Source organism: Bizionia sp. (genome assembly GCF_048259285.1).
Taxonomy (GTDB): domain Bacteria; phylum Bacteroidota; class Bacteroidia; order Flavobacteriales; family Flavobacteriaceae; genus Algorimicrobium; species Algorimicrobium hallyeonense.
The window spans coordinates 24,446-36,984 of the sequence record NZ_JBLXHU010000002.1 but is presented as its reverse complement, the minus strand read 5'-3'; the positions used below and the strand labels follow the sequence as shown (position 1 = coordinate 36,984).

Annotated in this window: 16 protein-coding genes; 6 read left to right on the top strand and 10 right to left on the bottom strand. The window is 34.4% G+C overall.

Going from position 1 to position 12,539, the window contains the following annotated elements:
* Together truB and ACN0QX_RS01125 are read left to right on the top strand one after the other, a co-directional pair.
* Positions 1 to 696, top strand: a complete 696-nt coding sequence (gene truB / locus ACN0QX_RS01130) for a tRNA pseudouridine(55) synthase TruB (protein WP_376858135.1) — start codon at positions 1 to 3, stop codon at positions 694 to 696.
* 56 nt (positions 697 to 752) lie between these two features.
* Complete coding sequence (locus ACN0QX_RS01125) at positions 753 to 1,478, top strand: hypothetical protein (protein ID WP_248396301.1); 726 nt, start codon at positions 753 to 755, stop codon at positions 1,476 to 1,478.
* Here ACN0QX_RS01125 and ACN0QX_RS01120 read toward each other — a convergent pair.
* Complete coding sequence (locus ACN0QX_RS01120; RefSeq protein ID WP_417195106.1) at positions 1,475 to 2,095, bottom strand: thioredoxin family protein; 621 nt, start codon at positions 2,093 to 2,095, stop codon at positions 1,475 to 1,477. The two genes, ACN0QX_RS01125 and ACN0QX_RS01120, sit on opposite strands and share 4 nt — an antisense overlap.
* Positions 2,096 to 2,258: 163 nt before the next feature.
* Between ACN0QX_RS01120 and ACN0QX_RS01115 the strand changes: the two genes are divergently transcribed.
* On the top strand, positions 2,259 to 2,825 hold the full coding sequence (locus ACN0QX_RS01115; protein ID WP_248396306.1) for a DNA-3-methyladenine glycosylase I: 567 nt from the start codon (positions 2,259 to 2,261) through the stop codon (positions 2,823 to 2,825).
* 16 nt (positions 2,826 to 2,841) lie between these two features.
* Here ACN0QX_RS01115 and aat read toward each other — a convergent pair whose 3' ends face one another.
* From aat to ACN0QX_RS01100, 3 genes are all read right to left on the bottom strand, one after another.
* Positions 2,842 to 3,468 (bottom strand): leucyl/phenylalanyl-tRNA--protein transferase, encoded by a 627-nt coding sequence (gene aat, locus ACN0QX_RS01110; protein ID WP_417195105.1) that lies wholly within the window; start codon positions 3,466 to 3,468, stop codon positions 2,842 to 2,844.
* A gap of 211 nt (positions 3,469 to 3,679) precedes the next feature.
* Complete coding sequence (locus ACN0QX_RS01105) at positions 3,680 to 4,057, bottom strand: DUF3127 domain-containing protein (RefSeq protein WP_248396310.1); 378 nt, start codon at positions 4,055 to 4,057, stop codon at positions 3,680 to 3,682.
* A gap of 19 nt (positions 4,058 to 4,076) precedes the next feature.
* The gene (locus tag ACN0QX_RS01100) at positions 4,077 to 4,946 is read right to left on the bottom strand and encodes a flavin reductase family protein (protein WP_248396312.1); all 870 of its coding nucleotides are present in this window, start codon (positions 4,944 to 4,946) and stop codon (positions 4,077 to 4,079) included.
* A 121-nt stretch (positions 4,947 to 5,067) separates the two neighbouring features.
* Here ACN0QX_RS01100 and ACN0QX_RS01095 point away from each other — a divergent pair, with 121 nt between their 5' ends.
* Complete coding sequence (locus ACN0QX_RS01095) at positions 5,068 to 6,237, top strand: sensor histidine kinase (RefSeq protein WP_417195104.1); 1,170 nt, start codon at positions 5,068 to 5,070, stop codon at positions 6,235 to 6,237.
* 2 nt (positions 6,238 to 6,239) lie between these two features.
* Complete coding sequence (locus ACN0QX_RS01090) at positions 6,240 to 6,587, top strand: hypothetical protein (RefSeq protein WP_248396316.1); 348 nt, start codon at positions 6,240 to 6,242, stop codon at positions 6,585 to 6,587.
* 2 nt (positions 6,588 to 6,589) lie between these two features.
* Here ACN0QX_RS01090 and ACN0QX_RS01085 read toward each other — a convergent pair whose 3' ends face one another.
* Positions 6,590 to 6,979, bottom strand: a complete 390-nt coding sequence (locus tag ACN0QX_RS01085) for an HIT family protein (RefSeq protein ID WP_417195103.1) — start codon at positions 6,977 to 6,979, stop codon at positions 6,590 to 6,592.
* A gap of 114 nt (positions 6,980 to 7,093) precedes the next feature.
* Positions 7,094 to 7,567 (bottom strand): transcription elongation factor GreA, encoded by a 474-nt coding sequence (gene greA, locus ACN0QX_RS01080; RefSeq protein WP_248396320.1) that lies wholly within the window; start codon positions 7,565 to 7,567, stop codon positions 7,094 to 7,096.
* Positions 7,568 to 7,836: 269 nt separating this feature from the next.
* On the opposite strand from greA, the gene ACN0QX_RS01075 reads away from it, so the two are divergent.
* Positions 7,837 to 8,286, top strand: a complete 450-nt coding sequence (locus ACN0QX_RS01075) for a hypothetical protein (protein ID WP_248396322.1) — start codon at positions 7,837 to 7,839, stop codon at positions 8,284 to 8,286.
* A 277-nt stretch (positions 8,287 to 8,563) separates the two neighbouring features.
* Here the strand turns inward: ACN0QX_RS01075 and ACN0QX_RS01070 are convergent, their stop codons facing one another.
* From ACN0QX_RS01070 to arfB, 4 genes are all read right to left on the bottom strand, one after another.
* Positions 8,564 to 8,719, bottom strand: coding sequence for a hypothetical protein (locus ACN0QX_RS01070; RefSeq protein ID WP_417195101.1), 156 nt, complete (start codon positions 8,717 to 8,719; stop codon positions 8,564 to 8,566).
* Positions 8,704 to 9,249: a hypothetical protein gene (locus ACN0QX_RS01065; RefSeq protein ID WP_417195100.1), complete on the bottom strand. Its 546-nt coding sequence runs from the start codon at positions 9,247 to 9,249 to the stop codon at positions 8,704 to 8,706. Before ACN0QX_RS01065 ends, ACN0QX_RS01070 begins: the two co-directional genes overlap by 16 nt.
* Positions 9,250 to 9,647: 398 nt before the next feature.
* On the bottom strand, positions 9,648 to 11,894 hold the full coding sequence (locus ACN0QX_RS01060; RefSeq protein WP_417195099.1) for a TonB-dependent receptor: 2,247 nt from the start codon (positions 11,892 to 11,894) through the stop codon (positions 9,648 to 9,650).
* Positions 11,895 to 12,133: 239 nt separating this feature from the next.
* On the bottom strand, positions 12,134 to 12,538 hold the full coding sequence (gene arfB, locus ACN0QX_RS01055) for an alternative ribosome rescue aminoacyl-tRNA hydrolase ArfB (protein WP_248396326.1): 405 nt from the start codon (positions 12,536 to 12,538) through the stop codon (positions 12,134 to 12,136).
* Position 12,539 lies beyond the last annotated feature (1 nt).

Genomic DNA, 12,539 nt, shown 5'->3' with positions numbered 1-12,539 from the left:
ATGAAAACTACTGAAGATTTCCAAGCTGGACAAGTACTATTAATAGACAAACCTTTACATTGGACTTCTTTTCAAGTGGTTAATAAATTACGTTGGGAAATTCGGCATGCTTTCAATATTAAAAAAATTAAAGTGGGTCATGCGGGTACTTTAGATCCATTAGCAACTGGATTACTCATTATTTGTACGGGAAAAATGACCAAGCAAATAAATACATTCCAAGGTCAAGATAAAGAATACACAGGAACAATTGTTTTGGGTAGTACAACACCTTCATACGATTTGGAGACCGAAATAGATGCCACATTCCCAACTGCACATCTAACGGAAACCGCTATTCATGAGGCCACCAAACAATTTATTGGCGATATAGATCAATTTCCGCCCGTTTTTTCTGCTATTAAAAAAGAAGGTAAACGCTTATATGAATTTGCGCGTGCTGGTGAATCCGTAGAAATTAGTTCACGACGCATTCAAATATCTGCCTTTGAGATTACTAAAATTGATGGTTTAAACATTGAGTTCCGTGTTGTTTGTAGCAAAGGCACTTACATTCGTTCTTTAGCACACGATTTTGGCAAAGCCTTAAATTCTGGAGCCCATTTATCTGTATTACGACGCACTAAAATTGGCAATTTTCATGTGGATAACGCACTGTTACCTGAAGCCTTTATAGAAAGCTTAACAACTAAATAGCTTCTTTTTACGTATATTAACTTGATAATTCATCCTAAATAAGACATTTACAGCTATTGTATTTTTCAGATAAACATAAAGCAGGTTTACTCTCTGGCTTAATTTCGGCAACGGTTTTAATGATGCTATTCGGTTTTCATATTACCCAACATGGCGAAAAATTAGCGGAAAGCTATTATGTTATGGAGCCAAAAACGGAAGCGGATTTAGAAGCTGAAGCCTTGGAAAAACTAGCCACAGAACAGACTGAAAAAGCAGAAACCAATAAAGCCTATAACGAAACTGAAAACTACAAGAAATTCGCACAGGCCTACCAACCTATTGCTCCTCCAAAAGATTATGAGTTTACTAGACCTGACTCACCCACGGAAGAAACTACACGTGAGAACACGACCGGAACAGGCTCAGGTTCTGAAATAAATGAAGATGTTATGTCCTCGTATAACGATGTAAATTCAGTGCTTAAACAACAGCAAAGCAGTCAATCAGCACAATCGGTTAACAAAAAAAGTTCTATGCATTATTCATTAGTGAATAGAACGCATAAATATTTACCAACACCTATTTATTTATGTGATGATGGCGGGAAAGTTGTCGTAAATATTACAGTTGATAATAAAGGAGATGTTATAAAATCAACCATTAACACAGCCGCTTCAACAGACAATGATTGTTTACACGAACACGCGCTAGAATATGCGAACGAGTCGCGTTTTAATGTGGATAATTCCAAAAAAACGCAACTCGGTTCTATTACTTTTTATTTTGAAGGTAAGAATTAAACGCCTAGCATAGTTAGTAACTCGTCTATGGTACTTTGACCCTTATCTTTATTATACCAAACTTGTAAATCTTCTTTAATTTCCGGTGTAATCATACCGTGCTTTGCTTTATAATCAGCCACTAATTTCGTTGCAGCCGCTGGCCTGGGACCAAACGTATGTACCACTTCTAATGTTTCCGTTTCTACCATAATTAATTTAGGAACAGATTTTCCACCATTAGTTAAAAACTGATTCATCAAGTCCTCATTGGTATCTCGTAAAACTAATTTCAATGAAATGTTGTCTGATTGTTCAGCTAATTTAGCCATAGGGGGAACTACGTGAGCAGCATCACCACACCAGCTTTCGGTGATTACAATCCATGTAACGTTGCCTTTAAAATTGGCCAAACGTGTTATGGAATCTTCTGTTAATTTAATGGTTTTATCCCAACGTTTCATGCGCTTATCATTAAGCTTGGTGTATTCTACCATATCTTCAGATTTGTCGTTGCCTGTAGTAGATTCACGCCCTACCAAATCCGTTACTAAATCGCGATAATCTGCATAAGTATAACTCGTTTTTAAACTCGCTTTTATAATATTTGAAATATTCGTATCGTTTATTGTTTCCATAATTTTTATCTCATTATATGATGGTGCAAAAATACCTTGCACCCAATTAATCATCGGTAACCATTATTACATAGCGCGCAAAAATAGTTGGATTTTTTTTCCTGATATATGATTAATGTCATATCTATGTCTATCTTTAATCTGAAAACTTACAATCTGCGGTATGAAGACAAAACATAAATGTGCTTGGTGTGTTGGCGACGATTTATACGAAGCCTATCACGACAAGGAATGGGGCGTTCCCGTTTATGATGACGACACGTTTTTCGAGTTCCTAGTTCTTGAAACCTTTCAGGCGGGATTGAGTTGGATTACCATTTTACGCAAACGCGAAAATTTTAAAAAAGCATTTGATCATTTCGATTATAAAAAAATAGCCAACTATAAGCAGTCTAAAATTGATAGTTTATTGCAAGATGCGGGAATTGTTCGGAATAAACTGAAAGTAAATGGAACCGTTACCAATGCGAAATTATTCATGGATATTCAAAAGGAATTTGGAAGTTTTAGCAACTATATATGGAGGTTTGTTGATGGAAAACCGATAACCAATAACGTGAAGAACTATAAAGAAGCCCCAGCCACAACTGCTATTTCTGATGCTATTAGTAAGGACTTAAAAAAACGTGGTTTTAAGTTTGTAGGATCTACCGTTATGTATGCGTTTATGCAAGCAACCGGTTTGGTAAATGATCATGAGGTAACCTGTTTTAGGTATGATGAAGTTTGAAACTAGCAACCAAAAATTACTTCAAATATTCCAAGAACACATCTCTCGAAATATCTTCTGCACCCAATCGTTCCAGATGATTGGTATACACCTGGCAATCTATTAGTTGATAATCGGTATTTTGAATAAAAGTGATAAAGGCTACTTTACTGGCATTGCTAACTTTAGCAAACATACTTTCGCCACAGAAAACGCCATTTCCTAAATCGACACCATAAAACCCACCAACTAATTCACCTTCTTGCCAAACCTCAACAGATTTTGCGTAGCCAGCCTTATGTAATTCATTATATGCCATTATCATACTATCGGTAATCCAAGTTCCTGCTTGACCGTTCCGTTTGGCTATAGAGCATTCGGTAATGACTTGATTAAAATTTTGATTGATAGACACGGTAAAATCGGCATTTCGCAATACCTGTTTCATACTTTTTGACACTTTTAAGTTTTCTGGAAATAACACAAAACGTGGATCTGGTGACCACCATAAAATTGGCTGACTGCCCTCAAACCAAGGAAAAATCCCCAATTGATAAGCAAGTAGTAATCGTGGCACGGATAAATCGCCTCCAATGGCCAGTAAGCCGTCTTCATTTGCTTGTGAAACGGGTGGAAACCATAAATCTTGATTTAGAAATTGCATAAAGAAATAATAATAATAATAAACTATCTAGTTGACTGTTCGCGCCTAATCGCAAACTATTTTGAACTTTTCATTAGGCTTCCACTGCACTCAACCTGACATGCATAAGCGTAATCAAAATATATATTCAAAATGAACTCATGAATTGTAAAAAACAAAAACCTCAACATTAAAAAACATTGAGGTTTATTATACGTCATTTTACCGGAAATTAGAAAGGTAAATCGTCGTTATCTTCTTCGTTTAAATCGTCTGCAGGTGCAAAAGCTTGTGCTGGTGGTACTGGTGGCATTTCTGGGTTTGAAGCATCTGCTTGAGCTGCTTCAATACGCCATCCTTGAATAGAGTTGAAATACTTGGTTTCACCTTGTGGGTTTACCCATTCGCGACCGCGTAAATTAATACTGATTTTAACTTGTTGTCCAGCTTGAAAACTATTTAATAAATCCGTTTTATCTTGAACAAATTCTACCATAATATGTTGTGGGTACTGCTCTTCTGTTGTAACGACTACTTCTCTTTTTCTAAAGCCATTACTCCCAAACGTTTGCGTTTCTCCAATAACTTTAATTCTTCCTTGTACTTCCATTGTAATTTAATTTTCTGTGTTATGATAATAATATTTTCCAGGCACTATCTAAATCGCCGAAGCTTAAATAGTTTTTTGCCAATTTATGTTTTTTTCTATGATTTGCTTCTTTAATATTAGGGTGATGTTCACTTACAGCTTCCAAAAACTCCTGAACGGCTTCTGGTGTTGGTAAACTTTCTACATTTCCTAACATGCCTAATTCATTTCCTGTTAAAATCATGCTGTTTTTTACATGGTCTGGCATTTGATCCACACCAATTCCTAACGTTGATAATGGTTTTGGAATTTCAAAAAAACCGTTTTTGGCACGACTGTAGTAACTACCACCAGCTCTTGCAACTAAATCTAGTTTTTCCTGATTAATTTGATCGTTTTCGTCTAAAATGTCTTCTTCCAAATGAAGTTTTACAACCTCACAAATAATTAAATTTCCAGCGCCTCCTTCGGTACCTAAATGTATCACATCATTCACCTTACATTCTAATTGAACCGGAGATTCAGCAACACGAAATGGTTTTACCAAATCCGATTTTAGCATACTAAAACCTGCCTTTTCAAACTCATTTACTCCTAAAGGATATTCCGTACTGCTTAATGACGTTTGATGCACCATTTCAAAACTCACCACATTAATAACCACTTCTTTAGTAGCTAAAATATTTTCCAAGGTATGCTTCGTCGTATTATCACGAACACGTCGTGCTGGTGAAAAAATTAGAATTGGTGGATTAGCACTAAATACATTAAAGAAACTAAAAGGCGCCAAATTTGGGTTTCCATCGGCATCAACGGTACTAGCAAACGCAATAGGCCTTGGAGCCACAGCACTTAACAGATAACCGTGTAACTTGCCTGTTGATAATTCTTTAGGTTCGTATGAAATCATGAAAACTTTATTATTTTGCACAAATGTAATTAATCTAATAACGAACTAAAAACGATTTGGTTATCATCTCACACAATATTATCAACAGATTTCCATTATATTAACATTCCAAAATAAACCTATGCTTTTTTCTAAATACCGAAATCTAACACGCTACATCATTGTTGCAGCAAGTTTTGTTATTATATCCTTGATTCTGTGGAATACCTTTGTGTTTTTTCAGCATTTTAAAGAAGAACAACGTCAGAAGATGGACATTTGGGCATTAGCCCAAACAGAATTTCAAAAAAACATGTTGGAAGATGATGTAAATCCGATGGTTTCTCGCGTTTTAATAAGTAAAAATGACAACCAGATAGTTGTTATTAATGCTGAAGGAGCTATTGGACTGACCAATAATGTTGAAGAAAGATATTTGAAAAATGATGCCAGCACTAAAAGGCTTATCGCAAATTTAGAGGCTGAAAACAAACCTATTGAGCTTTCCTACATTGATCCTAAAACGAACCAAAAAATAAATGATGGCTATTTATATTACGGCAACTCACCTTTAATAAATAAACTAAAATATTATCCACTTGCCTTATTACTGATTATTATATTATTTGGTGCAGTTGCCTACTTTTTTTACCGCAGTACAAAAATTGCCACACAAAACAAATTATGGTCTGGTATGGCCAAGGAAACAGCGCATCAAATAGGTACGCCATTATCATCTTTAATTGGCTGGACAGAAATACTTAAAACCGAACAGGTAAATCCGGAATACATTCTAGAAATAGAAAAAGATATTAGTCGCCTGCAAACTATAACGGAACGTTTTAGTAAAATAGGCTCCTTACCAAAACTAGAAAAAGCGGATATTGTTGCAGAAACATTAGAGTCTTATGACTATCTAAAAACGCGTTCTTCTAAACTTATTGAATTTGAAATTTCAGTTCCCGAAAACCCTATTTACGTTAAATTAAACAAACAGCTTTTTAGTTGGACTATTGAAAATTTAGTGAAAAATGCCATCGACGCCATGCGTGGAAAAGGAAAATTAGTTATTACTATTACGCAATTAGAAGATAATGTAAAAATAACCATTACAGATACCGGAAAAGGACTAATTAGAAGTCAATTTAACCGTATATTTGACCCTGGATTTACAACCAAAAAACGCGGTTGGGGATTAGGCTTATCATTAGCCAAGCGCATTATTGAAGAATTCCATAACGGTAAAATTTATGTGCTTGAATCTGAAATTGACAAAGGAACCAGTATGCAAATTCTTTTAAAAACAACGTAACTATGGACAATCGATTTATAACTATTAAGGAAGTTGCAATTAATAATAATTGTCCAGAATGCTATAATACCAATGGTTTACATTTTACGTTTAAGCAGAAATTTGTGGAAACATCCTTTTATAAATCTTTAACCACTGAAACAGCACATGAACTTTTCTGTAAAACCTGTGAAACAACTATCTATCCTGTAAATTGGACCGATGATATTGATCGTGTTTTTGATTATCACAAACGTGCTTTTGTACCTAAAAAAGCATCCTTTAAATTAAAGAAATCGGCGTGGATTGGTATTGGCGTCTTAATCGGAATTATAGTCGTTGGTATTGGCGCAACCGTATTCTTAAGTTAGATTTATAGATACGAGCGAATAGCTTTTGCTACGTTCTCAAAATCCTGTTCTGTTAATTTCTCTTTTGAAATAAAGCGAGCATCTTCCATAGTATTTAGCGGAATTAAATGCACATGAGCATGCGGAACTTCCAAACCAATAACCGTTAAACCAACACGTTTACAAGGCACAGCTTTTTCAATTGCTAATGCAATTTGTCTGGAAAACTCCAATAAACCATGATAGGTAACTTCATCTAAATCAAACAACTTATCCACTTCCTGCTTTGGGATACATAGTGTGTGTCCTTCTGCATTTGGGTTAATGTCCAAAAAGGCGAAATAATCGTCAGTTTCCGCAATTTTATAACACGGAACGTCGCCATTAATTATTTTTGTGAATAGGGTTGCCATAGTTTGCTATTAGTATACCTGTAAATATAAAAAGATTCCCGCTTTAAGGGAATCTTTTCAAGAATAATTTCGTGTTTACCTTTTTCTATCTACCAATATAGGCCTTTGAATTTGTTATCTAGAAATTTCTAAAATATCAAACTTCATAACACCATTTGGCACTTGTACTTCGGCTACTTCGCCAACGGATTTTCCTAAAAGGCCTTTTCCAATTGGTGAGTTAACAGATAACTTTCCGGAAGCTAAATCGGCTTCACCATCAGCAACCAAGGTATAGGTCATTTCCATTCCGTTAGTCTGATTTTTTATTTTGACTTTAGAAAGCACCAATACTTTGGTGTTATCCAATTGCGATTCATCAATAACTCTAGCGCCTGCCAAGGCACTTTCTAATTTGGATATTTTCATCTCCAACATACCTTGTGCTTCTTTGGCTGCATCGTACTCGGCATTTTCACTTAAATCACCTTTGTCTCGCGCTTCAGCAATGGCTTGCGATGCTTTTGAACGCTCTACATCTTTTAATTGGCGTAACTCTTCACGTAAACGCTTTAATCCTTCCGGTGTATAATAAGATACTTTACTCATAATTTCATGTTTTATAATAATAAAAGATGCTGAAAACAAATGGACAACGAGCGCCAAATCTGTTCAGCATAAAAAAATCCCGCTTGCACGAGATATATATACAAAGCTACACAATTTTTTTGATACCTGTAAGTTTACTTATTGTTATTACTATGATAAGTAGCTTACTTTTAATCGTTTTGAGTAGCAAAATGCAAGTTAGCTAAATATACGAAATTTTTAATACGTTTGGGTTTTTGTTGTAAATTGCCCTGAAAATATAATTGGTTATGAAATATCTGTTTTTGCTTGTTTTTGCGTTTGTGGTTTTTACGTCTTGTAATAAAAATGATGATGATAACGTGCGCCAAAATGAATTTTTACCTAACTACACATTTGACACTGGTAATTTAATAAACACCAATTTACCGCAGTATAGCGATATGGAATTCCCAAACAATTATGTGATATTAAACAATAATTACGGCATTAATGGTGTGGTGGTTTTTTATGCAGGTGGAAATAATTATAATGCTTTTGAATTATCTGACCCAAATCACGCCATTCGCGATTGTTCGAAATTAACCGTTACAGGCGTTATTGCAACATGCAGTTGCGATGATGCAAACGCTTATGATATTTTAACGGGTCAACAACAAGAAGGCACAACAGGACAATACGGTTTAAAACGCTATTTTGTTGAAAAATCTGGGAATATTATTCGGGTTTATAATAATTAGAAAAAAGCGACCAAGCTTTGAGTTCAGAAACAAAATTGATCGCTTTTAAATATAATTACTATTTTATATTATGCTTTTTAGCATATAATAATCTTCCAAAATAATAAGACGATATTATCAAAGATAATATTAATAATAAACGAAAGATTAAATCATTAGTTGTTCCAAAGCCATTTTCAATTAGATAATAAATTTCATAACCTATTATAAAAAGACAAATAGCAAATAGAATAAATGTTACTTTTTTATTTAATTTTATCATAATTCATATTTTTAATTAAAAACAATCTTCGCAACTGTGAACCAAAGCGGCTGAAGCAGCAACATAACCAATTACAACAAACGCGGTAGCTAAACCAGCTGATCCAATCTCCAATGTTACCAAACCAACAAATGCCGCTACAAAACCCACAGTAGCTAAACCACAATCCAATCACAAGTGGAACTTAATCTTAATAAATCATCATTAATTTCATAAGTTAATTTCAGACCTTGGATTAATAGATCGTATTTTTCTGATTTCGCTGTCGTTAAATTTTCTTTCTTAATTTTGGTTTCAAAATTAAGAATTGCTGCTGGAAAGCCAAAATTCTCAATATCAGAAACTAAAACATCAAATTTAATTAAATCAGATTGTTCTAAAAAACCCGAGTTTATGGCATGATTAAAATTCACTTCTGCCTTTTCATTATTTAATGAATAAATCGTATCCGAAAACTCATAATTTGTATTATTTTGCTCTTGAAGATACTGCATCAAATTTTTATTCAGTTCAATAATCTCTTTATTGGATTTGTTCTCTTGGTTATTAACACTATTATAACCCTCTAATTGAATTTTCGCTGTTTTGTAAGCGGAAGAATCTAATTTATCAGCGTTTAATGAATCATATTGATTACAGGATGTAAAAAAGATCAGTAAAGATGAAAAAAGCACTATAAATTGATTTCTTAAAATTTTCATAAAATTTAAATTTTAGACTAGTTTATATCACTAGTCGGTTAAACAAAAGATTGTTTAAGAAGTCTAAATTTTAGAAGCCTTTTGTCAAGAAGTCTTTTCAACCTATCTAAAGGATAAAAATAAAAACTAGCGCTAGTTATGTTGCAACAAGTTACCTAAAAAACGCATTGAGAGACTTCTTAAATAACTCAATTTGTATTCAGATAAATCAAACATAAAAAAAAAAAAAAACAGTTTGAGCAGCAATTTTTAACAAATTTGTGCAGTTCATCGAAAAGTTGCAAAACCCGTTACGGTTTTCCCGTAAAAACACCCTCTAAACGCAAACTGCCTAAAAACGATAATTTGTTTTTAGGCAGTTTTTTAATTTATGAGATTATTTTACACACATAATCTTCTTAAAACTTCAAAGTCATTCCCAATAAAAAATTAGTAGTTGCTTGTGGATAAAAACCAGCACCTTCTATAGTTGACACTTGTGGTGGATTTGAGTAATCATCATCAAATGTGTAATAGTAGCCATTAGATGCATACTTAACATTAAATAGGTTGTTAACCAATCCTGAAAACAAAATTGACTTTAAAAATGGTTTAGTGTTTTCATCTCTTCGGAAAGACATTTCGTAATTAACACTAAAATCATTTACAAAATAACTATCTAATTTGGAGGCTGCAGCCTCGGTATTACTCATAAATTGCTCGCCAACATACTTACTTAAAAGTGTTAACTGTAAATTAGTAATCGGTTGAAATGTTAAGGCATTAGAAGCAATCCATTCTGGTGAAAAGGAAATATCCGTTTTACCAAAATTTACCAAACTACCGTCAAACTCTGTAATCGTTTCCTTGTTTTTATTGGAACTCCATGTTACACTTGGCTGTAATCGCCATTTTTCTGCTATTTGAAGGGCTGCTTCCACCTCTAACCCCAATCGGTGACTATCACCGCTATTGGTACGAATTGGGTTTCCAGACTGATCAATATTTCCTGTTAAAACTAATTGCTCGTTATATAACATGTAATAGGCATTTACATTAAACCGGAACTTTTCATTATTATGTCGCCAACCTAATTCAAAATCATTTAATTGTTCTGGTTTTACGTCTGCGTTGTTTTCAAAATCATCACGACTTGGTTCACGATTTGCCCGAGCATATGAGAAATACATACTGTTTTCTGCATTCAAATTATAGTTAATTCCCGCTTTAGGATTAAAAAAGGCGTAATTTTCATCGACATTAAAAACATTTCGATCCGAATCAATTCCATTCACCTCATAATCCACCAAACGCATTTGTAAATCGGCAAACAAACTGATTTTATCATTTAGTTTAAAAGTACCTTTTCCGAAGAAATTGATATCTGTTTTTAAACCTTTATTATCATAATAACGATCCGTATTCATGCTATTACTGGCAAATTGCGCCCAAATAATTTCACCAAAATGGCCACCATCATAATAACTGTATGAGCCTCCAAAAAGCACATCTAACTGATTATTTTTATAGTTCGCATTCGCATTTACTACAAAGAAATCATTATCCAACCAACGTCGTCTTACCAAATCCGTTTCCGAAATCGTATCTGTTACAATTATAATCTCATTTAAACCATAATCGGCAAACTCGGCATCTTCTTTATATTGCTCGAAATAACCTCGTCCAGCCGTATAATTCAAAGCCATATTGGTGGACCAATTATTATCAATACGCTGATTCCAATGCAGTTGATAATGGTCCTGTTGATAATTATCTACTTCATTTTCGTAAAACTGGGTGTTGCCATTTTCATCGGTATACTCACCAGCTGTATTATAGGTTCGATCATTGTCCAATTTGTCTTTATCCTCCAAACCATTCCAAGACTGATAGGTTATTTCCTTACCCGAAAATGTTATGGCTTTTATTAAAGTATTTGTCGATTTATAAGATCCTTGAAGGAAATAAGATTTCAAATTAGAAGTCGCACGATCTATATAACCATCCGATTTAATATTTGATAGACGTCCCGCAAATTCTATATGGTCATTCAGCAAGCCTGTGCTAAATTTCAAGGTGTGTTTTCGGGTATTAAAACTACCGAAAGAATTGGCAAATTCCCCATAAGCTTCTTGGGAAACGGCGTCTGTTAGCACATTAACACTGGCACCAAAAGCACCAGATCCATTTGTGGATGTTCCTACACCACGTTGCAATTGTAAACTCTCAACCGATGAGGCGAAATCGTTTAAATTCACCCAAAAGGTTCCTAATGATTCAGCATCATTATACGGGATTCCATTAATAGTTACGTTTGTAGATTGCGCATTAATACCACGCACGCGAATGCCTGTATAACCAACGCCTGCTCCTGCATCTGAAGTGGTAACCACAGACGGTAGAAAGTTTAATAGAATGGGAATATCCTGCCCCAGATTCCGCTTTTCAATAGCTTCCTTAGAAAGATTGGAATGTGTAATTGGCGAGTCCGCTTTTACACGAACCGAGCGCACTAAAACTTCATCAAGTGTTTCTAGTTTTGTGGAATCCTGCGGTTTTTCTTGTGAAAAAACACCAAGAGAAGTCGTTAAAAAAATGGAAAGCACACTTGCTTTTTGAAAATGATGCCAGCGAAAAACTGACGCGTTGTTGAATAAAAATTTCATCCGATAAAAATAAATTTAGCGAATAAAAAGAGGTAATTATTCTGATTAAAAATTAGTTTTTTTGTTGCCATGCGCAATCACGCACAACATTACAAAATTGTTGTTATTTTCCTAAACAGCATTACCTGTTCTAGGTTCAATGGGTATGATCTCAGCCGTTATTGGGCACCCCTTTATGAGAACGCTGCAAAGGTAGTTAACAATGTATAATTAGCAAGTAATAATGAGAAATTATTAATTTAAACTTCCGGTGGTTTCCTATTTGCCTTTTTATCAGCTTGTTTTTTCTTGTTGGAAAGACGTTTGAGTTTCACTGCTCTTGGAACCTTGGTTGGTCTGCGCTTTTTTGGCACAATCAACCCTTGCTTTATTAACTCTAAAAAGCGTTTAATAACCAAGTCCTTATTTTTATGTTGACTGCGGCTATCGTCACTAGATAGTATTAATATTCCTTCCGTTGTTAACCGATTATCTAACTTTTTAAGAAGACGGGCTTTTTGGTTTTCTGAAAATACTTGTGAATTTGGCAAATCCCAACTCAATACCACTTTAGAGGATGTTTTGTTTACATGCTGACCACCAGCACCCGAACTTCTAATCGCTTTAAATGATAATTCCGTTATAAGAAATGCTGCATCAAACATA

Excerpts from the sequence above, each read along its gene's own strand:
- truB (WP_376858135.1), top strand. The coding sequence starts at position 1 with ATGAAAACTACTGAAGATTTCCAAGCTGGACAAGTACTATTAATAGAC.
- ACN0QX_RS01120 (WP_417195106.1), bottom strand. The coding sequence starts at position 2,095 with ATGGAAACAATAAACGATACGAATATTTCAAATATTATAAAAGCGAGT.
- ACN0QX_RS01115 (WP_248396306.1), top strand. The coding sequence starts at position 2,259 with ATGAAGACAAAACATAAATGTGCTTGGTGTGTTGGCGACGATTTATAC.
- aat (WP_417195105.1), bottom strand. The coding sequence starts at position 3,468 with ATGCAATTTCTAAATCAAGATTTATGGTTTCCACCCGTTTCACAAGCA.
- ACN0QX_RS01105 (WP_248396310.1), bottom strand. The coding sequence starts at position 4,057 with ATGGAAGTACAAGGAAGAATTAAAGTTATTGGAGAAACGCAAACGTTT.
- ACN0QX_RS01100 (WP_248396312.1), bottom strand. The coding sequence starts at position 4,946 with ATGATTTCATACGAACCTAAAGAATTATCAACAGGCAAGTTACACGGT.
- ACN0QX_RS01095 (WP_417195104.1), top strand. The coding sequence starts at position 5,068 with ATGCTTTTTTCTAAATACCGAAATCTAACACGCTACATCATTGTTGCA.
- ACN0QX_RS01090 (WP_248396316.1), top strand. The coding sequence starts at position 6,240 with ATGGACAATCGATTTATAACTATTAAGGAAGTTGCAATTAATAATAAT.
- ACN0QX_RS01085 (WP_417195103.1), bottom strand. The coding sequence starts at position 6,979 with ATGGCAACCCTATTCACAAAAATAATTAATGGCGACGTTCCGTGTTAT.
- greA (WP_248396320.1), bottom strand. The coding sequence starts at position 7,567 with ATGAGTAAAGTATCTTATTATACACCGGAAGGATTAAAGCGTTTACGT.
- ACN0QX_RS01075 (WP_248396322.1), top strand. The coding sequence starts at position 7,837 with ATGAAATATCTGTTTTTGCTTGTTTTTGCGTTTGTGGTTTTTACGTCT.
- ACN0QX_RS01065 (WP_417195100.1), bottom strand. The coding sequence starts at position 9,249 with ATGAAAATTTTAAGAAATCAATTTATAGTGCTTTTTTCATCTTTACTG.
- ACN0QX_RS01060 (WP_417195099.1), bottom strand. The coding sequence starts at position 11,894 with ATGAAATTTTTATTCAACAACGCGTCAGTTTTTCGCTGGCATCATTTT.
- arfB (WP_248396326.1), bottom strand. The coding sequence starts at position 12,538 with ATGTTTGATGCAGCATTTCTTATAACGGAATTATCATTTAAAGCGATT.